Here is an 18266-nt window from a genome sequence, read left to right as displayed (position 1 = left end):
CAATTCCTTGGTGAGGCAAGGGTCTTGAGGCGCCCTCAAATCTGGTAGTAAAGTTTCCTAACGAAGCCAGGACGCCTCAACTCCCCCATGGAGGCCTTGTGTTCGCCCCCCACCGCACGATGCTGGCCGCCGGAGCCCTGCTCGGCAGCGCGCTCCTCGCCATACCCGTCGCCGCCCACGCGACCACTGCTCCCGCTCCCGCCCCCGCTCCCGGGGTGACGGCGGCGGCGGCCGCCGCCGCGGGGCTCGACGACCCGGCGAAGAAGGAGATCGCCATGAAGATCGTCTCCAGCGCGGAGAACTCCTCGCTGGACTGGAAGGCGCAGTACAAGTACATCGAGGACATAGGCGACGGCCGCGGCTACACCGCCGGCATCATCGGCTTCTGTTCCGGCACCGGCGACATGCTCGACCTCGTCGAGTACTACACGCAGGTCAAGCCGGGCAACGTGCTCGCCAAGTACCTGCCCGCCCTGCGCAATGTCGACGGCAGCGACTCGCACGCCGGGCTCGACCCGAACTTCACCAGGGACTGGGCCAAGGCCGCCCAGGACGCGGAGTTCAGGAAGGCCCAGGACCACGAGCGCGACCGGGTCTACTTCAACCCGTCCGTCAAGCAGGGCAAGTCGGACGGGGTCGGCGTACTCGGGCAGTTCATCTACTACGACGCCATCGTCATGCACGGCGACGGCACCGACTCCACCAGCTTCCGCAACATCCGGGCGCGCGCCCTGTCGAAGGCCAAGCCCCCGTCCCAGGGCGGCAACCAGACCGCCTGGCTGAACGCCTTCCTCGACGCCCGGGTCTGGGCCATGAAGCGGGAGGAGGCCCACAGCGACACCAGCCGGGTCGACACCGCGCAGCGGGTCTTCCTCAGGAAGGGCAATCTCAACCTCGACCCGCCGCTGGACTGGAAGGTCTACGGCGACTCCTTCCACATCGGCTGACGGCCGCCGCGGCCCCGGGCGCCGGCCGCCGGGCGGCCGGGTCCGGCTCCCCGGCGCCCCGGTGTCGCAGTGCGGTAACGATGTGGGTAACGATCGAGGCGGGTGCCGGGGTGTCAAGTAGGCCTGCGAGTGGGACGTTTCGGACTTCCCTGGACACGACGCCACTCCTGTCTCGCTCAGTCGCACTTTCGGTGCCGGAAATCCTGCGGTCCGGCCGATTTGGCATCACGACAACTGGCTTGACCGCGACGTAAGGGGGGCATAAGTTCTGCCCCGGCTTGCTCCAGCAGGACGGGCCCGAACGACTGTCCTCTGGGGGGACCCTCATGAACCACTACACCGACGTTCTGAAGAAGTACGCCGTCTTCTCCGGCCGCGCCCGCCGCCAGGAGTACTGGATGTTCACCCTCTTCCAGGTGGCCATCGCGATCGTCCTGATGATCCTCGACAGCGTGCTGGGCACCTACCCGCTGCTCGTCGGCCTGTACTTCCTCGGCACCTTCGTGCCCTCCCTGGCGGTCACCGTCCGTCGTCTGCACGACCTCGGCAAGTCCGGCGCCTGGTACTTCATCGCCTTCGTCCCCTTCATCGGCGGCATCTGGCTGCTCGTCCTGACCGCCACCGCCGGTCAGCAGCAGCCGAACCAGTACGGCCCGGACCCGAAGGTCCTCGCCGCCTGATCAGGCGTGCAGGCCTGATCAAGGCCTGAATGCCAGAGCGTCGCCCCGGCCGGGAACGGCCGTGGGCGGCGCTCTCGGCATTTTCCGGGGGGCCGCCGCGGCCTGCGTGACGTGCGTCTCGCGGACTGGCGGCCGGGGGCTGTGCTGACCGGCCCGATCACGAGATATCTTGATGTCGAGCAATGTTGCAGACGAGAGACGCAGACTGTGGAGCGGAGCATCCGGTGACTGACTCGACCATCATCTACACGCACACTGACGAGGCCCCGGCCCTCGCGACGTATTCCTTCCTGCCTGTGATCCAGGCGTACGCGTCGACGGCCGGTGTGAATGTCGAGACCCGTGACATCTCCCTGGCCGGTCGGATCATCGCCGTGTTCCCCGAGTACCTCGAGGAGAGCCAGCGGATCGCCGACGCCCTCGCCGAGCTCGGCGAGCTCGCGAAGACCCCGGAAGCCAACATCATCAAGCTTCCGAACATCTCGGCCTCCATCCCGCAGCTGAAGGCCGCGGTCGCCGAGCTCCAGGGCCAGGGCTACGCCCTCCCGGACTACCCGGACGACCCGAAGACCGACGAGGAGCGCGACATCCGCGCCCGCTACGACAAGGTCAAGGGCAGCGCCGTCAACCCGGTCCTGCGCGAGGGCAACTCCGACCGCCGCGCCCCCGGCTCGGTCAAGAACTACGCCAAGACGCACCCGCACCGCATGGGCGCCTGGGTCCCCGAGTCGAAGACGAACGTCGCCACCATGGGCGAGAACGACTTCCGTTCCACCGAGAAGTCCACCGTCATCGCCGAGGCCGGCACCCTGCGCATCGAGCACGTCGCCGCCGACGGCGCCACCACCGTGCTGCGCGAGTCCGTACCGGTCCTCGCCGGCGAGGTCGTCGACGCGTCCGTCCTGCACGTCGACGCGCTGCGCACCTTCCTCAACGACCAGATCGAGCGTGCCAAGGCCGAGGGCGTCCTGTTCTCCGTGCACCTCAAGGCCACGATGATGAAGGTCTCCGACCCGATCATCTTCGGCCACGTGGTCCGCGCCTTCCTCCCGAAGACCTTCGCCCGCTACGGCGAGACCCTCGCCGCCGCCGGCCTGTCGCCCAACGACGGCCTCGGCGCCATCCTCAACGGCCTGGGCGCCCTGCCCGACGGTGACGCGATCAAGGCCTCCATCGACGCCGAGATCGCCGAGGGCCCGGCCCTCGCGATGGTCGACTCCGACAAGGGCATCACCAACCTGCACGTGCCGTCCGACGTCATCGTCGACGCCTCCATGCCGGCCATGATCCGCACCTCGGGCCACATGTGGGGCCCCGACGGCAACGAGGCCGACACCCTCGCCGTCCTCCCGGACAGCAGCTACGCCGGTGTCTACCAGGTCGTCGTCGACGACTGCCGCGCGAACGGCGCCTTCGACCCCGCCACCATGGGCTCGGTGCCGAACGTCGGCCTCATGGCCCAGAAGGCCGAGGAGTACGGCAGCCACGACAAGACCTTCGAGATCGCCGCCGCGGGCACCGTCCGCGTCGTCGACGCCGCGGGCAACGCGCTCATCGAGCAGGAGGTCGCCGCCGGCGACATCTTCCGCGCCTGCCAGACCAAGGACCTGCCGATCCAGGACTGGGTCAAGCTCGCCGTCACCCGCGCCCGCGCCACCGGCGCCCCGGCCGTCTTCTGGCTCGACGAGACCCGCGCCCACGACGCGCAGCTGATCGCCAAGGTCAAGACGTACCTCGCGGACCACGACACCGAGGGCCTCACCATCGAGATCCTCTCCCCGGTCGAGGCCACGAAGTTCTCCCTGGAGCGCATCCGCCGCGGCGAGGACACCATCTCGGTGACCGGCAACGTGCTGCGCGACTACCTGACCGACCTCTTCCCGATCCTGGAGCTGGGCACCAGCGCCAAGATGCTGTCGGTCGTCCCGCTCATGAACGGCGGCGGCCTCTTCGAGACGGGCGCCGGCGGCTCCGCCCCGAAGCACGTGCAGCAGCTCGTCAAGGAGAACTACCTGCGCTGGGACAGCCTGGGCGAGTTCTTCGCGCTGGCGGCCAGCTTCGAGCACCTCGCCACCACCACCGGCAACGCCCGCGCCCAGGTGCTGGCCGACACCCTGGACCGTGCGACCGGCACCTTCCTCAACGAGGACAAGTCGCCGAGCCGCAAGCTGGGCGGCATCGACAACCGCGGCAGCCACTTCTACCTCGCCCTGTACTGGGCGCAGGAGCTGTCGCGCCAGATCGACGACCCGAAGCTGGCCGCGGCGTTCGAGCCGCTCGCCAAGACCCTCGCCGAGCGCGAGGAGGCCATCGTCGGCGAGCTCATCGCGGTGCAGGGCTCCCCGGCCGAGATCGGCGGGTACTACCAGCCCGACGCCGCCAAGGCCGCGGCGATCATGCGTCCGTCCGCGACCCTCAACGAGGCGCTCGGCCTCCTCGGCTGACACCCTCTGACGCGTTCCGCCCCGGCCGGGCCCCGTGCCCGGCCGGGGCGGACCCGTGTGCGGATGCCCCGTGCGGGACGGGCGGCCGGGCGAAACCCCATTGCGGGCCGCCCCCGGCAGGGGCTAGGAAGAGTCCGTGATCAGCGGACAGCTGGCCGGCCTGCGCGCCCGCCTCCCCGAGGACGTGGCCGTCCTGCATGCCGAGCTGCACGACGACGTCGTGACCCGCTCCGCCGCGGACTCCAGGCCCTGGAGCCCGCGCCCGCCCGCGGGCGGGCACTCCCCGTACGAGCCGGGGCCGCCCTCCGCGGACGCGGCGGTGTTCTCCGTGGTCGAGCTCGCCACCGGCGAGCTGGCCGGCGAGGCCCTGCTCTGGGGCATCGACACCCACAACCGCTGCGCCCACCTCGGCCTCTCGCTGCGGCCGGGCCTGCGCGGGCGGGGGCTGGGCCGGGAGGCCGTCGGGCTGCTGTGCCGCTACGGCTTCTCCGTGCGCGGCCTGGCCCGCCTCCAGGTCGAGACGCTCGCCGGCAACACGGCGATGATCGGCGCCGCGACCGCCGCCGGGTTCGTCCGCGAGGGCGTCCTGCGCCGTTCGGCCTGGGTGTACGGCCGGTTCGAGGACGAGGTGGTCCTCGGACTGCTCGCCGACGAGTGGACCGACGCCCGCTGAAGGCCCCGGGGCGGCCGTCGGAGCCGGTCCGGTCGGGGCAGGCCGGGGCAGGTCAGAGCCGGTGGATGCGCTCCTGGTCGAACGCCAGCGGGGAGCGTCCGGCCGCCAGGATCCGCAGGCCCGGTGCCACCCCGAGCAGCTTGCGCAGCCAGGCCAGGGCGTCCTGGCCGAGCTGCTCGGTGCCGTCCAGGACCAGTAGCATGTCCCGTTCGGCCAGCCAGGACGCGGCGTACGTCGTCGTCCCGCAGGGCGCCGCGGGCACGCCGGGTACGGAGCCCAGCTCGGCCGTGAGTTCGCGGACGCCGTAGCCGCCCTCCAGCGGGTCGAGGTCGACGACCGCCACCCCGTCGTAGAAGTTGGACGCCAGCCGCCGCGCGATCTCCCGCACCAGCAGGCTCCGCGGCTCGCGGAACCCGCCCGCCACGGTCAGCACCCGCCCCCGCCGGACGGCGGTGAGCAGTCTGGACATCTCGGCGGACGTGGCCGGGAGCCTTCCGGTCGACCCTGATTCCCGCATCGGCACGATGCCCCCCATCGCATGCGTGACCACGTACGGCCGTGCCCACAGGGATCTTTCGGCCGCGTGACGTCGATTATGCGCCACTTGCGCCGTATCGCTAGGGGAATGTCGCATTCCGATCTGTGGGTCCGCTGCCGCCCAGGTCAGGCCCACCCCGCCCCCGCGGCCCGGCGGGTCGCCCCCCGATGCGTAAGGTCTGACGGACCGTACGAAGGGGGAGCGCTGTGGGGACCTACCGGCAGACCGTGGTGGACCTGGAGGCCACCGCGGCCGAGGCGGTGGCACTCGGCGAGCGCGGCAGGAAATGGCTGGAGGCCGGGGGCGTCATCCGCCCGGTGCCCTGGCGGGGCGACGTCGTGCACCTGGCCGGGCCGCGCTGGCGGGAGGTCGTCGAGCTGCCCGCCTGGGACTGGCGCGCCCGGATCGAGGACCTGGAGGAAGAGCCCGGCGGGGAGGTGGAGGTCGTCGCGGGCCGCACGGTCTTCCACTCCGCCCTGAGCGGGGCCCCCGCCGCGATCTGCCCGCACTGCCGGCACACCGACCCCACCTGGCCGGGCGGGGCCGTCGACGCCTGGCACACCGAGGGTGCCGCCGACCTCCGGTGCTCGGCCTGCGCCCGCCGCTCGCCGCTCCCGCACTGGGACTGGACCGACGACGGCCTGGCCTTCGCCCACCTCGGCTTCGCGTTCGACGACTGGCCGCCCCTGCTCCCGGAGTTCACCGCAGCCCTCGGCCGGGAACTCGGCCACCGCGTACGGCAGTTCGCCTGCAAGATCTGACGGCGGGCGCAGCCCCGCGGCGCCGGCCGGGCAGACACCCCGTCCGCACCGGCGCACCCCGCCATCGCCGCCCCGCCCCGACCGGCCCCGCGCTCTGCGTAGTTCCCGTCGCCCGTGTGACGTACGTGCCCGGGCCGCGGCCCGGGGAACGGTTGTCCGGACGCCGGTAATGGGCTCTACTGCTGTCCAGCCCCCACCGGGGTGCATTCGCGGGAGGGGCCACGATGACAGCGGACCGGCGTACGGACCGGCGAGCACGACGAAGAACGCGCGGCGCGGACCGGGCTGCGGCACGGCCCGTGTCCCACCGGCGCCGGCCGGCCGTCCGGGGCGGCAGGCCGCTTCTGACCCTGCTGCTCTCCGGCTTCCTCCTCGTCGGCGTCTGCGCGGCCACCGGCATCGCCTGGGACCCGCTCAGCGGAACCCCCGCGCAGAACGCCACGGCCCAGGGCCCCTCCGCCCCGCAGCCCGCCGGGCCCGGCTCCGGCTCGGGCTCCGGCGGCCCGACCGCCCCGCAGCCGGAGCAGAGCCCGGCGCCCACCAAGGGCGCCGCGGCCAAGGGCAATCCCGAGGGAGCGGTGGACTCCGGGGCCGCCCGCCCCGCCGGCGCCCTGCCCTTCGACATGCCCCAGCCGGCCGCCCTGCGCTCCGGCGAAGCGGGCCGGAAGTTGGTGTTCGCCCACTACTTCACCCCGTACCCGCTCTCCCTCGACAACGCGGACGCGGACCGGGACTACTACACCCGCAACTACCTCAACCCCGACGGGGAGAGCGGCAAGCACGGCAGGTACGGCGGCCTGCTGCGCGACCGCCCGCTGCCGGTCGCGCCCAAGAGCGGCGACTGGGAGTACGCCAACCTCCAGCAGGAGGTGCGCACGGCCCGGGCCGCCGGCATCGACGGCTTCACCCTCGACCTGCTCTCCCTCTCCGGCAAGAACTGGGACCGCTCGAACCTGCTGATGGCGGCGGCCCGTTCGGTGGATCCCGCCTTCAAGATCATGCTGATGCCGGACATGACCTCGCTGAAGACCGACGACCCCCGCGTGCTGGCCGAGGCGCTCGCCACGCTCGCCGACGCCTCCGCGGCGCACCGGCTCCCCGACGGCCGGCTCGTCGTCTCCCCGTTCAAGGCGGAGGCGAAGAACGTGGCCTGGTGGACGGAAGTCATCCGGATCCTGAAGGCCGACCACGGCATCCGCACCGCCTTCGTCCCGCTCTTCCTCGACTTCGGCGCCCACAGCGGCGACTTCGCCCCGATCAGCCACGGCTTCTCCGAATGGGGCAGCCGCAGCTACGTCGGCCAGGAGAGCTCCACGCGCGACGTCCAGCGGGCCCACGGCATGGGCAAGATCTGGATGCAGCCCGTGTCGGTCCAGGACGCCCGCCCCAACCAGGGCATCTACGACGAGGCCGGCAACACGGCCACCCTGCGCGCCACATGGACGCGCGCCATCGAGGACGGCGCCGACTGGGTCCAGCTCACCACCTGGAACGACTACTCCGAGGGCAGCCAGTTCGCCCCGTCCCTGCACAACGGCCACGCCTACCTCGACCTGACCTCGTACTACCTGACCCGGTTCAAGACGGGCGGATGGCCGAAGATCGTCCGGGACACCCTGTACCTGAGCGCGCGCACGCAGTTCGCGAACGCCGACCCGACCGGCGACCAGTCGCTGGTGATGTCGCTGCGCAAGGGCAGCGCCCCGTCCCGCGACACGGTCGAGGTGCTCAGCTTCCTCACGGCGCCGGCGGCCGTGCGCACGACCGTCGGCACGGCCCGGGGCAGCCACGACGCCCCCGCCGGGATCCACTCCAAGCTGCTGCCGCTGAAGACGGGCACCAGCGAGGCCCAGGTCGTCCGGGACGGCAGGGCGACGGCCGAGGTCGACCTGCCGTACCGCGTGGACCACACGGTGGACGTGCAGGACCTCCAGTACTACGCGGCAACCAGCGGCCGCGAACCGTAGCCCCGGCCCTCGCAGCCCCACCGGCCGCAGCCGGTCCAGCCTTCGAGCCCCGGCTCCCCGCCGGCCGCGGGCCCGGCTCCGGGTTCGGTTCCGCCCCGTGGCCTCGCCCCTGCCTCCGGGCCGCCGGCCGTGGTCCCCGCCCTCGGGACCGGCCCCGTGCTCGGGCCTGGGGCCTTCGCCCTGCATCCCGCCGGGCGCGGGCGGTGCGGTCGCGCGGGACCGGCCGGTTCCGGCCCCGCACGGGCCGGTGGTCTTCCGGCCCGCCCAGGCCGCGGGGGATGATCCGGACGACAGCCGCGCCGCACCCCGGAGGTCCCGTGACCGAGACGACACGCCCCGCCGACCCCACCGCCGAGCCGCCCGCAGGGCACCCGCAGCCGGGGGAGTTCCCCGGCGGGCCCGCCCTCTTCCGCCTCGATCCGCTCGTGGCCCACCTCAACCACGGTTCCTTCGGCGCGGTCCCCGTGCCCGTCCAGGAGGCCCAGGCCGCGCTCCGCGCCGAGGTCCACGCCGATCCCGACGCCTTCTTCATCGCCCTGCCGGACCGCCTCGAACAAGCCCGCACCCGGATCGCCGCGCACCTCGCCGCCGACCCCGACGGCCTCGCCTTCATCGCCAACGCCACCGAAGGCGCCAACCTCGCGCTCGACGCCGTCCCGCTCGCCGACGGCGACGAGATCCTGGTGACCGACCACGGCTACGGCACCGTCACCGCGGCCGCCGCCCGCCGCGCCCCGGTCACCACCGTCGCCCTGGACCCCGCCCTGCCCGACGAGGACGCCGTGCGCGAGACCGTGCTGGCCGCGCTGACGCCCCGCACCCGGGTCGCCGTACTCGACCACGTCAGCTCGCCCACCGCCCGGATCATCGCCTCGCCCCGCCTCATCGCCGACCTGCGCGAGCGCGGCGTCACCACCGTCGTCGACGGCGCCCACGCCCCCGGCATGCTCGCGGACCCGCTCTCCCCGGGCGCCGACTTCTGGTTCGGCAACCTCCACAAATGGGGCTACGCCCCGTCCGGCACCGCCCTGCTCGCCGTCGCCCCGCAGCACCGCCACCGCGTACGGGCCCTCGTACCCTCCTGGGAGGACGGGCACGGCTTCCCGCGCTCCGTCGAGAACCGCGCCACCGCCGACTACACGGGCTGGCTCGCCGCCCCCGAGGGGCTCGACCTCATCGAATCCCTCGACGCGGCCAAGGTCCGGGCCCACAACAGCACCCTCGCCGCGCACGGCGCCGCACTGCTCGCCGAGATCCCCGGGCTCACCCCGCTCCCGCACACCGACGGCCTCGCCATGCGCACCCTGCGCCTGCCGCCCGGCCTCGCCGAGGACCCGGACAGCGCCCGCGCCCTGCGCGAGGAGATCGCCGCCCGGCTGCGCATCCGGGTGCTGATCTGGCCCTGGCCGGGCGGCGGCGGCATCCGGATCTGCGGACAGATCTACAACCGGCCCGAGGAGTACGCCCGCCTCGCCGCCGCCCTGCCGGCCTACGTGGTCTGACCGGACGACCGGGTCGGCGGCCGACCCCGCGGAGCGGGGCCGGCCGGTTCAGCGGCCGCGCCGCAGCAGGTAGGTGTCCATGATCCAGCCCTTGCGGGCGCGGGCCTCGGTCCGCAGCTCCTCGATCCGCCCCGCGACCTCCGCCAGCCTGCCCTGCACCAGGATCTCGTCAGGGGTGCCCACGTAGGCCCCCCAGTAGATGTACAGGTCCTGGTCCAGGTGGGCGGTGAAGGCGTGCCGCGCGTCCAGCATCACCACCACGTCGTCCACATCCGCCGGCCAGCCCTCGGCCAGCCGCCGTCCCGTGGTGATCTGGACCGGCCGGCCGACCCGGTTCAGATTGGTCCGGTGCCGCGCCAGCAGTGCGGAGATGCTGCTGATGCCCGGCACGACCTCGTGCTCGAAGGCCACCCGGCCGCGCTCCAGCACCTCGTCGAGGATCGCGAGCGTGGAGTCGTAGAGCGACGGATCGCCCCACACCAGGAACGCACCGGTCTCCCCGTCCGCCAGGTCCTGCGCGATGAACCGCTCGAAGAGCTCGGCCCGCGCGCTGCGCCAGCCGTCCACCGTCGGGGCGTACTCGGCGGGCGTCCGGTCCCGGTCCGGGTCGCGCCCCTCCACCAGCCGGTGGCCGGGTCGGGCGTGCGCGTCGAGCATCGCGCGCCGCAGCCCGGTCAGATCCGCCTTCTCCTCGCCCTTCTCCAGGATGAGGAATGCGTCCGCCGCGCCGATCGCCCTGACCGCCTGGAGGGTCAGATGGTCCGGGTCGCCCGCGCCTATGCCGATCACTGAGAACTTCTTCACCCGGCTATTGTGCCCACCATGCGTGTCGCCCTGTTCGTCACCTGCGTCAACGACGCGATGTACCCGCAGACCGGCATCGCCGTCGTCCGCCTCCTGGAGCGGCTCGGCGTCGACGTGGACTTCCCCGCAGGCCAGAGCTGCTGCGGGCAGCCGCAGTACAACACGGGGTACCGGTACGAGGCCGAACCGCTCGTGCGGCGCACCGCGGCGGCCTTCGCCGGCCACGAGTACGTGGTCACCCCCTCCGGCTCCTGCGCCGCGATGATCCGCGAGCACTACCCGCGGATCGGCCGCAGGGCGGAGCGCGAGGGACGCGGCACGGAGCTGACGCAAGCCTCCCGCTCGCTCGCGCCGCGCGTGTACGAACTCACCGAGTTCCTGGTGGACGTGCTCGGCGTGACCGACGTCGGCGCGTACTTCCCCCACACCGTCACCTACCACCCCTCCTGCCACGGCCTGCGCGGCCTGGGACTCGGAGACCGGCCCCGGCGGCTGCTCGCCGCCGTGCGGGGCCTGGACCTGGTCGAGCTGCCGGGCGCGCAGGAGTGCTGCGGGTTCGGGGGCACCTTCGCCGTCAAGAACCCGGACGTCTCCACCGCCATGGGCGCCGACAAGATCGCCGCCGCGGCCGGCACCGGGGCCGAGGTGCTGTGCGGCGCCGACAACTCCTGCCTCGCCCATCTGGGCGGACTCCTGCGCCGCGCGGACAGTCCGCTGCGGACCCTGCACCTCGCCGAGATCCTGGCCGCGACCGAGGAGGAGCCCCCGACATGAGCCGCACGGACCTCGGCATGCCCGCATTCCCCGAGGCGGCCCGCGAAGCCGTCCGGGACGGCGTGCTGCGCGCCAACCTCCGGCACGCCACGCACACCATCCGCGACAAGCGGGCGCGGGCCGTCGCCGAGCTCGCGGACTGGGACCGGCTGCGCGCCGCCGGCAAGGCCGTCAAGGACCACACCCTGCGCCATCTCGACCGCTACCTGATCCAGTTGGAGGCGGCGGTGACCGCCGCGGGCGGCACCGTCCACTGGGCCGTCGACGCGGACGAGGCCAACCGGATCGTCACGGAACTCGTCCGCGCGACCGGCGAGCGCGAGGTCGTCAAGGTCAAGTCCATGGCCACCCAGGAGATCGGCCTCAACGAGGCCCTGGAGGCCGCCGGGATCGCCGCCTACGAGACCGACCTCGCCGAACTCATCGTGCAGCTCGGCCACGACCGCCCCTCCCACCTCCTGGTCCCCGCCATCCACCGCAACCGGGCCGAGATCCGCGACATCTTCCGCGCCGAGATGGGCCGCTGGGGCCGTCCCGCGCCCGACCCGCTCGGCGACGACCCGCGGGAACTCGCCGAGGCGGCGCGCCTGCACCTGCGCGAGAAGTTCCTGCGGGCCAAGGTCGCCGTCTCCGGTGCCAACTTCATGGTCGCCGAGACGGGCACCATGGTCGTCTTCGAGTCCGAGGGCAACGGCCGGATGTGCCTGACCCTCCCCGAGACGCTGATCTCGGTCGTGGGCATCGAGAAGGTCGTCCCCACCTTCCGCGACCTGGAGATCTTCCTGCAGACCCTGCCGCGCTCCTCGACGGCCGAGCGGATGAACCCGTACACGACGATGTGGACCGGGCTGGGCCCCTCGCGCGGGACGGACGGCGACGGGCCCTCCGCCTTCCACCTCGTCCTCCTCGACAACGGCCGCACCGACACCCTCGCGGACGAGACCGGCCGCCAGGCCCTGCGCTGCATCCGCTGCTCCGCCTGCCTCAACGTCTGCCCCGTCTACGAGCGGGCCGGCGGCCACGCCTACGGATCGGTCTACCCCGGCCCCATCGGCGCCGTCCTCAGTCCCCAACTGCGCGGCACCGAAAGCGAGATCGACGCCTCGCTGCCCTACGCCTCCACCCTGTGCGGCGCCTGCTACGACGTCTGCCCGGTCGCCATCGACATCCCCGAGATCCTCGTCCACCTGCGCGAACGGGTGGTCCAGGGCGGACCCGTGACCCGGCAGGGCATCCGCGTACGGATCCGCCCCGCGCGCGGGCACACCGCCGAACGCGCCGCGATGCGCGCCGCCCGGCTGCTCCTGGACCGCCCCGGGGCCCTGCGCGCGGGGGAGCGCCTGCTGGCCCGTGCCCGCAGGCTGGCGCCGCGCCGGCTGCCCGGTCCCGGAGCCGCCTGGACCGACACCCGCGCGCTGCCCTCCGTACCCGCCGAGTCGTTCCGCGACTGGTGGGCCCGAGAACGGGGAACCCGACAGTGACCAGCAGGGACCGCATCCTGGCCCGTATCCGCCGGGCCACCGGGCAGCCGGACCCGCAGCCGGCGCACGGCCCCGGCGCGGGCCCTGGCCCCGGCCCTGGCCCCGGCCCCGACACCCACCCCGACGTCGACATCCCGCGGGACTACCTGCGCGTACACGGCACGCGCACCCCGCAGGAGCGCGTGGACCTGCTCGCGGCGCACCTCACCGAGTACCGGGCCCGGGTCCACCGCACCGACGAGGACGGCCTGCGGGACCTGCTCGGCCGCCTGCTCGCGGGCGCCGGGACGGTACAGCTGCCGCCCGACCTCGGCTTCGGCCTGCCCACCGAGCCGACGCTCACCTTCGTGCCCGACCGTGCGGCGCAGACGCCCCGGGAACTGGACCGGGTCGACGCCGTCGTGACCGGCTGCGCCCTGGCGATCGCCGAGACCGGCACGCTCGTCCTCGACGGCGGCCCGGACCAGGGACGCCGCCGCATCACCCTCGTCCCCGACCACCACATCTGCCTCGTACGCGTTCCCGAGCAGGTGGTGGACTCCGTCCCGCAGGCCCTGCCGCTGCTGGACCCCGGCCGCCCGCTGACCTGGATCTCCGGCCCCTCGGCGACCAGCGACATCGAACTGGACCGGGTGGAGGGCGTCCACGGCCCCCGCAGACTGGACGTGGTCCTGGTGGGGGCCCGCGGCCCCGTGCCGGGCCCCGGGACACAATGAGGCCATGTCATCCCACATCGCCCTGACCGCCCTCGTGGTCCACGACTACGACGAGGCCATCGACTTCTACACCCGGGCCCTCGGCTTCGACCTGGCCGAGGACACGGCCCGCCCGGACGGATCCCGCTGGGTGGTCGTCCGCCCGCCCGGCGCCACCGAGTCCGCCCTGCTGCTGGCCCGCGCCAAGGACGACGCCCAGCGCTCCCGCGTCGGCGACCAGACCGGAGGCCGCGTCGGCTTCTTCCTCTACACGGACGACTTCGCCCGCGACCACGCCCGGATGACCGCCGAGGGCGTCCGCTTCCTGGAGGCCCCGCGCCACGAGCCGTACGGCTCCGTCGCCGTCTTCGAAGACCTGTACGGCAACCGCTGGGACCTCCTCCAGCCCGCCCTCCGCTGACCGCTAGCCGCTGCTGCGGTCGGCGGCGGCGCCGCCGCTCAGCCGCGGAGCCTCCCGTGCGGCATCGACCGCCGGGCCTCCCCGCTCCACCCGGCCCGCCAGTTCCCGGGCCCACCGGACGAGGCCCGGCACGTCGATCCCGTACGGGTCCGCGCGCAGCCCGTCGAGCCCGTCGATCCCGTCGGCCCCGCGCCGCAGCAGCCGGGCCCCGCCCACCGCGTTGCCGCGGGCGGCGTGCGTCAGGCCGACCGCGAGCTGTGCCAGCCCCCGCCACAGCGGGGCCGATGCCCCGGGCCCGGACTTCCAGGCGTCCTCGAAGACCTCGTGCGCGTGGAAGGGCATCCCCGCGTCCAGCAGCCGCTGCGCCTCCCGCACCGTCTCGGCGGGCGAGCGCACGACCCCCTCGGGCTGCCGCTCCACACCGGCCGCGCCGTAGGCCAGCGGGCGCCCCAGCCCGTCCCTCGGACGGGCGCTCCTCGCCCGCCCTTCACCATCCCTGTCCCGTGCGTTCACCACCCCATCCTGCCCCGCGCCGATTACCCGTGCATGCACACCCCTCGGCGTGGGGTAATGTTCTGCATGTGCCGCCGAGCACGGGGAAACCCGCAGGTCGAAGGTACATCGGGACGTGGCGCAGCTTGGTAGCGCACTTGACTGGGGGTCAAGGGGTCGCAGGTTCAAATCCTGTCGTCCCGACTGTGCGGAAACGCAGGTCGGAGGCCGTTCTCTCATCCGTGAGAGGGCGGCCTTTCGTGCGTCCGGCGAAGATCGCATCCGGCCGCGGTGTCAGTGCGCCGGGCTATCCTTCCGGCCACCGCACACCGACTGTAGGGACCCGAAGAATTGACCGGCCTGTCTGCTTTCCCGCTGCCCTTCCACGCCGCCCGTTCCATATCGTTCGCCGAGCCCCGGACGCTGCGGGAACTCGAGATCATGCAGTGCAGCGCGCACCTCCGCGCGAAGCCGGGGTGGTTCGACAAGATGAACGACGCCGACATCGCCGCCCGGTGGACGCGGGAGGCGCTCGCCCAGGGCCTCACCGAGGCGCAGGTCCGCTACGTCCTCGCCGAACTCGCCCACTACGCCGCGCTGCGGGACGGTCGGACGGGCATCGAGGTGTCCGGCGTCGACGGGGTGTGGCAGTCGGACACGCTCGTCGACGAAGCGCTCAGGTCCCGGCTGCGCGAGGCGGTCCGGGTGCTGGAAGAGGTCCCCGAAGCCGAACAGGACTGGCACCCCGGATCGGACGGCCAGGTACTGGACCTGGTCCACCCCTCGATGTTCTGCCTGGTGCGCGAGGCGAGCGGCGCGCCCGAGCGGGCCTGGGAGAACCCGACGACCCGCTACTCGAAGTACGAGTTCTCCGACAAGTTCCAGTGGCTGCCCACGGACGTGGACGTCCACGACGACGGCACCGTCGCCTTCCGCTCGTACGTCAACAACGTCCACCCCGAGACCCATCACCAACTGGCTTCCGTCCTGCCGGACGTGTTCGCGCGGATGCTCCCGCTGTGGGAGAAGGTGCTCACGGACCTGCGTCATCCGCGGCCCCTGCGGATCGAGACGAACCCGTACACGTGGTACGCATCGGAACCGGAGTACCCGAACAAGTCCGCCTACAGCGACCCCGCGGAACACAAGGAAGCCCTCCGCGTGTGGGAGGCCGCCCACGAGGACTGGTGGGAGAACCGCCGCCCGGTCATCCCGGAGGCCCCGGAGTTCACCGCGCCCGAGGCGCCCGAGGAGTCCGCCCGGGTCGACCTGCGCGGCCGCCGCCTCCAGGTCATCGTCAAGCTCGCCACGATCCACCTCACACCGGACAAGCCCGAGTACGCCGGCGGTTCCTGGCACGTCGAGGGCATGCTGAACGAGCGGATCGTCTCGACCGGCATCTACTACTGGGACAGCGAGAACATCACCGAGAGCCGGCTGAGCTTCCGGGCGGCACTCGACGACCCCGACTACGAGCAGAACGACGACAACGGCCTGCGCGAGGTCTACGGCCTGGAGGACGAGGACGAGCTGAACCAGCTGCTGGGATCGGCGTCGACGCCGGCGGGCCGCTGCCTGGCCTTCCCGAACATCCTCCAGCACCGCGTCGGCGCCTTCCGCCTCGCGGACCCCACCCGTCCGGGACACCGCAAGATCCTCGCGTTCTTCCTGGTCGACCCGTCCGAGACGATCGTGTCGACCTCCGACGTGCCTCCGCAGCAGCCGTGGTCCGACACCTCGACCATGACGCTCGAACAGGCCGGGACCTACCGCGAACAGCTCATGCACGAACGCAAGTTCTTCGTCGACGAGCACAACAAGGAGCTCTACGAGCGGGAGTTCTCCCTCTGCGAGCACTGACCCCCTTCACAGCCCGCCCCGAGGGGCCGTTCCGTATCCACCCGGACCGGCCCCTCGGCCGTTCCCGGACGGGCCGCGGGTGGGTGGTGATCCGCCGTTGATCGGCCGTAGAGCCGGGGCGGGGACCATCGGCGACAAGGGGAACAACGGCTCGAAGGTCACCACCGGTCGCGGCCGTCCTCGGTGGGCCGCGCGGCCTCCGGGCCCCTCGGTCCCCGGTACTTGGCCAACCCACGGAAGGTGGACTAGGCATGCACGGTGTTACGTCGCTGCAGTCGACGACGGGCTTCGGAGAGCTGCTCAGGGTCCGGCGCGAGCGCGTCGGGCTGACCCAGCAGGTGCTCGCCGACCACGCGACCCTGAGCGTGCGGGCGATCCGGGACATGGAGAGCGGGCGGGTGCAGCGGCCCCGGCAGGAGACGGTCCGGCTGCTGGCCGACGCGCTGCGGCTGGAGGGCCAGCACCGGTCGAGCTTCGAGGCGGCGGCGCGCCGGCAGGCGCTCGTGGAGGAGCCCCGTGACGAGCCGACCGCGCCGCCGGTCGCCCGCGGTGCGATCGTCGGCCGGGAGCTGGAGGTCGAGGTGCTGACCGACGCCCTCGCCGTGCACGGCGACCGGCTGGTGACCGTGGCGGGCCTCGGCGGGGTCGGCAAGACCCGCCTGGTCCTGGAGGTCGCGAGACGGTTGCACCTCGCGTCGCGGTGGTCGGTGCGCTGGATCGACTGCGGCCGCCAGTCGGTCGCCGGACTGGCCCGGACGGTGGGGGAGCGGCCCACCCTGCTGGTGCTGGACGGAGCCGACGCCGGTGTGGACACGGCCCTGCTCGACGAACTGTTCCACCGCTGCCCCGGCCTGCGGGTGCTGATCACCGCGCGGGTGCCGCAACCGCTGCCCGGCGGGCAGGTGATCCCGCTCGCGCCGCTGCCCACTCCGGGGCCGGAACTCGACCACGACCCGGTGGCGCTGGCCGAGGTGGGAGCCGTACGCCTGCTCCTGTCGCACCTGAGGCGGCTGCGGCCCGGTTTCCGCCTGGAGCCCGAGGAGGCGCCGGCCGTGGCCTCGATCTGCCGCCAGCTCGACGGGCTGCCCGGGGCGCTGGAACTCGTGGCCGGCTGGTCGACGGTGCTCTCCCCGCGCCAGCTGGTGGCGCGGCTCACGGACGGGCCGTTCCACCTGGCGCCGCCCCCGGCGGGGTTCGGCGGCCGGGCCGACGTGGGGGCCGCGCTCGGGGCCGCGCTGAGCCGGCTGACGCTCGGCCAGCGGGACCTGCTGGAGCGGCTCGCGGCCACCCCCGGGGACTGGTCGGGCGAGGACGCCGTCGCACTGAGCGGCCGGTCGCCGCAGGAGTGCCTGGCGGCGGTGCACGAGCTGCTGGCGAGCGGGCTGATCCGCAGCGTCCCGGCCCGCGACGGCGTCCGGTTCACCGTGCTGAACCTGTGCCGGCGCCTGTGCGGGAGCGGCGTGCACGCCGAGCTCGCGGCGGCCGGCTGAGGCCCGTCGGCGGACCCGCGCACGGTCCCGCGCACGGCCGTTCCAAGCCTGCGGCCTGGGCCGATACTGCCCGAATCCTGCCGGGCGAGCTGCCGGTCCGGTGCCCGGAACCTCCCTAGCGTTCTGTCCACGGCCGGGCGGGTTCGCCCCCGGACGTCCACCTACCGACACAGAGGGTTTGCGCCGTGGAGCAGCATGCCGTGGAGCAGCACGCAATGGCCGAGCCGGCCGGTCTGGACGTCGTCGTGACGACCATGGCCTCGGACTCGCACACCTGGAACCTGGTCTTCCTCCAGCTGCTGCTGGAAGAGCTCGGACACCGGGTCACCAACCTGGGCGCGTGCGTGCCGGACGAGCTGCTGGTCGCCGAATGCCGCCGGGTCGAGCCGGACCTCATCGTCCTGAGCAGTGTCAACGGGCACGGCTTCAACGACGGGCTGCGGGTGATCGAGGCGCTGCGCGCCTGCCCCGAACTGGCCCGGACGCCGACCGTGATCGGCGGGAAGCTGGGGATCTCCGGCTCCGGCACCCCGGCCCGGCAGCGGGCACTGATGGCGGCGGGCTTCGACGGGGTCTTCGAGGAGGGCGGCTCGGTGCTGGACTTCCAGTCCTTCGTCGGTTCGCTGCCGGCCGGGGCGGCCCGTACGCTGCCCACCGCATCCGTGGCGCGGGCGCTGCCCGCCGGTTCGGGGGCACTGCTGTGACCGGCGTCGACGTCCGCGTCGGTGCAGCGGCTG

General features: G+C 73.1%; 17 protein-coding genes and 1 tRNA gene. 15 read left to right on the top strand and 3 right to left on the bottom strand.

Annotation, left to right across the window (positions count from 1 at the left end; genetic code table 11):
* The first annotated feature begins 119 nt into the window (after positions 1–119).
* From AB0O53_RS30305 to AB0O53_RS30290, 4 genes are all read left to right on the top strand, one after another.
* Positions 120–947, top strand: coding sequence for a chitosanase (locus AB0O53_RS30305; protein WP_365199933.1), 828 nt, complete (start codon positions 120–122; stop codon positions 945–947).
* Positions 948–1273: 326 nt separating this feature from the next.
* The gene (locus AB0O53_RS30300; protein WP_350991584.1) at positions 1274–1627 is read left to right on the top strand and encodes a DUF805 domain-containing protein; all 354 of its coding nucleotides are present in this window, start codon (positions 1274–1276) and stop codon (positions 1625–1627) included.
* A gap of 224 nt (positions 1628–1851) precedes the next feature.
* Positions 1852–4071, top strand: coding sequence for an NADP-dependent isocitrate dehydrogenase (locus AB0O53_RS30295; protein ID WP_350991586.1), 2220 nt, complete (start codon positions 1852–1854; stop codon positions 4069–4071).
* Positions 4072–4207: 136 nt separating this feature from the next.
* Positions 4208–4744, top strand: coding sequence for a GNAT family N-acetyltransferase (locus tag AB0O53_RS30290; RefSeq protein ID WP_350991588.1), 537 nt, complete (start codon positions 4208–4210; stop codon positions 4742–4744).
* 52 nt (positions 4745–4796) lie between these two features.
* On the opposite strand, the gene AB0O53_RS30285 is transcribed toward AB0O53_RS30290, so the two are convergent.
* Positions 4797–5213, bottom strand: a complete 417-nt coding sequence (locus AB0O53_RS30285) for a hypothetical protein (protein ID WP_350991590.1) — start codon at positions 5211–5213, stop codon at positions 4797–4799.
* A gap of 275 nt (positions 5214–5488) precedes the next feature.
* Here AB0O53_RS30285 and AB0O53_RS30280 point away from each other — a divergent pair, with 275 nt between their 5' ends.
* From AB0O53_RS30280 to AB0O53_RS30270, 3 genes are all read left to right on the top strand, one after another.
* Positions 5489–6043 carry a hypothetical protein gene (locus tag AB0O53_RS30280; RefSeq protein ID WP_350991592.1) on the top strand — a complete coding sequence of 185 codons (555 nt, stop codon included), beginning with the start codon at positions 5489–5491 and terminating at the stop codon, positions 6041–6043.
* Between the two features lie 299 nt (positions 6044–6342).
* Positions 6343–8010 carry a glycoside hydrolase family 71 protein gene (locus AB0O53_RS30275; protein WP_350991594.1) on the top strand — a complete coding sequence of 556 codons (1668 nt, stop codon included), beginning with the start codon at positions 6343–6345 and terminating at the stop codon, positions 8008–8010.
* Between the two features lie 317 nt (positions 8011–8327).
* A complete protein-coding gene (locus AB0O53_RS30270) occupies positions 8328–9512 on the top strand; it encodes an aminotransferase class V-fold PLP-dependent enzyme (RefSeq protein ID WP_350991596.1) in 1185 nt (394 codons plus the stop codon).
* A gap of 48 nt (positions 9513–9560) precedes the next feature.
* Here the strand turns inward: AB0O53_RS30270 and cobF are convergent, their stop codons facing one another.
* On the bottom strand, positions 9561–10316 hold the full coding sequence (cobF, locus tag AB0O53_RS30265; protein WP_350991598.1) for a precorrin-6A synthase (deacetylating): 756 nt from the start codon (positions 10314–10316) through the stop codon (positions 9561–9563).
* 18 nt (positions 10317–10334) lie between these two features.
* Here cobF and AB0O53_RS30260 point away from each other — a divergent pair, with 18 nt between their 5' ends.
* From AB0O53_RS30260 to AB0O53_RS30245, 4 genes are read left to right on the top strand one after another with little or no spacing between them, the layout of a single operon-like run.
* A complete protein-coding gene (locus tag AB0O53_RS30260; protein WP_350991600.1) occupies positions 10335–11090 on the top strand; it encodes a (Fe-S)-binding protein in 756 nt (251 codons plus the stop codon).
* Positions 11087–12571 (top strand): lactate utilization protein B, encoded by a 1485-nt coding sequence (locus tag AB0O53_RS30255; RefSeq protein ID WP_350991602.1) that lies wholly within the window; start codon positions 11087–11089, stop codon positions 12569–12571. The genes AB0O53_RS30260 and AB0O53_RS30255 overlap by 4 nt, the downstream gene beginning before the upstream one ends.
* Positions 12568–13287: a LutC/YkgG family protein gene (locus AB0O53_RS30250; RefSeq protein ID WP_365199903.1), complete on the top strand. Its 720-nt coding sequence runs from the start codon at positions 12568–12570 to the stop codon at positions 13285–13287. Before AB0O53_RS30255 ends, AB0O53_RS30250 begins: the two co-directional genes overlap by 4 nt.
* A gap of 4 nt (positions 13288–13291) precedes the next feature.
* A complete protein-coding gene (locus tag AB0O53_RS30245; protein ID WP_031157689.1) occupies positions 13292–13687 on the top strand; it encodes a VOC family protein in 396 nt (131 codons plus the stop codon).
* A gap of 3 nt (positions 13688–13690) precedes the next feature.
* Here the strand turns inward: AB0O53_RS30245 and AB0O53_RS30240 are convergent, their stop codons facing one another.
* A complete protein-coding gene (locus AB0O53_RS30240) occupies positions 13691–14200 on the bottom strand; it encodes a DUF309 domain-containing protein (RefSeq protein ID WP_365199900.1) in 510 nt (169 codons plus the stop codon).
* A gap of 109 nt (positions 14201–14309) precedes the next feature.
* Between AB0O53_RS30240 and AB0O53_RS30235 the strand changes: the two genes are divergently transcribed.
* From AB0O53_RS30235 to AB0O53_RS30220, 4 genes are all read left to right on the top strand, one after another.
* Positions 14310–14383: transfer RNA gene (locus AB0O53_RS30235), tRNA-Pro, on the top strand.
* Positions 14384–14530: 147 nt separating this feature from the next.
* A complete protein-coding gene (locus AB0O53_RS30230; protein WP_365199897.1) occupies positions 14531–16039 on the top strand; it encodes a DUF4246 domain-containing protein in 1509 nt (502 codons plus the stop codon).
* A gap of 251 nt (positions 16040–16290) precedes the next feature.
* Complete coding sequence (locus AB0O53_RS30225) at positions 16291–17529, top strand: helix-turn-helix domain-containing protein (RefSeq protein WP_350991610.1); 1239 nt, start codon at positions 16291–16293, stop codon at positions 17527–17529.
* A 215-nt stretch (positions 17530–17744) separates the two neighbouring features.
* A complete protein-coding gene (locus tag AB0O53_RS30220) occupies positions 17745–18233 on the top strand; it encodes a cobalamin B12-binding domain-containing protein (protein ID WP_350992061.1) in 489 nt (162 codons plus the stop codon).
* Positions 18234–18266 lie beyond the last annotated feature (33 nt).

The organism is Streptomyces erythrochromogenes (assembly GCF_040684695.1).
Classification (GTDB): domain Bacteria; phylum Actinomycetota; class Actinomycetes; order Streptomycetales; family Streptomycetaceae; genus Streptomyces; species Streptomyces erythrochromogenes_C.
The sequence above is the reverse complement of the archived record's forward strand: the minus strand, read 5'-3'. Positions and strand labels throughout refer to the sequence as shown.

Bases quoted from the DNA above. Each gene is read 5' to 3' on its own strand.
- AB0O53_RS30260 (WP_350991600.1), top strand. From the start codon at position 10,335: ATGCGTGTCGCCCTGTTCGTCACCTGCGTCAACGACGCGATGTACCCG.
- AB0O53_RS30255 (WP_350991602.1), top strand. From the start codon at position 11,087: ATGAGCCGCACGGACCTCGGCATGCCCGCATTCCCCGAGGCGGCCCGC.
- AB0O53_RS30245 (WP_031157689.1), top strand. From the start codon at position 13,292: ATGTCATCCCACATCGCCCTGACCGCCCTCGTGGTCCACGACTACGAC.
- AB0O53_RS30300 (WP_350991584.1), top strand. From the start codon at position 1,274: ATGAACCACTACACCGACGTTCTGAAGAAGTACGCCGTCTTCTCCGGC.
- AB0O53_RS30220 (WP_350992061.1), top strand. From the start codon at position 17,745: ATGGCCGAGCCGGCCGGTCTGGACGTCGTCGTGACGACCATGGCCTCG.
- AB0O53_RS30305 (WP_365199933.1), top strand. From the start codon at position 120: ATGCTGGCCGCCGGAGCCCTGCTCGGCAGCGCGCTCCTCGCCATACCC.
- AB0O53_RS30285 (WP_350991590.1), bottom strand. From the start codon at position 5,213: ATGTCCAGACTGCTCACCGCCGTCCGGCGGGGGCGGGTGCTGACCGTG.
- AB0O53_RS30225 (WP_350991610.1), top strand. From the start codon at position 16,291: ATGCACGGTGTTACGTCGCTGCAGTCGACGACGGGCTTCGGAGAGCTG.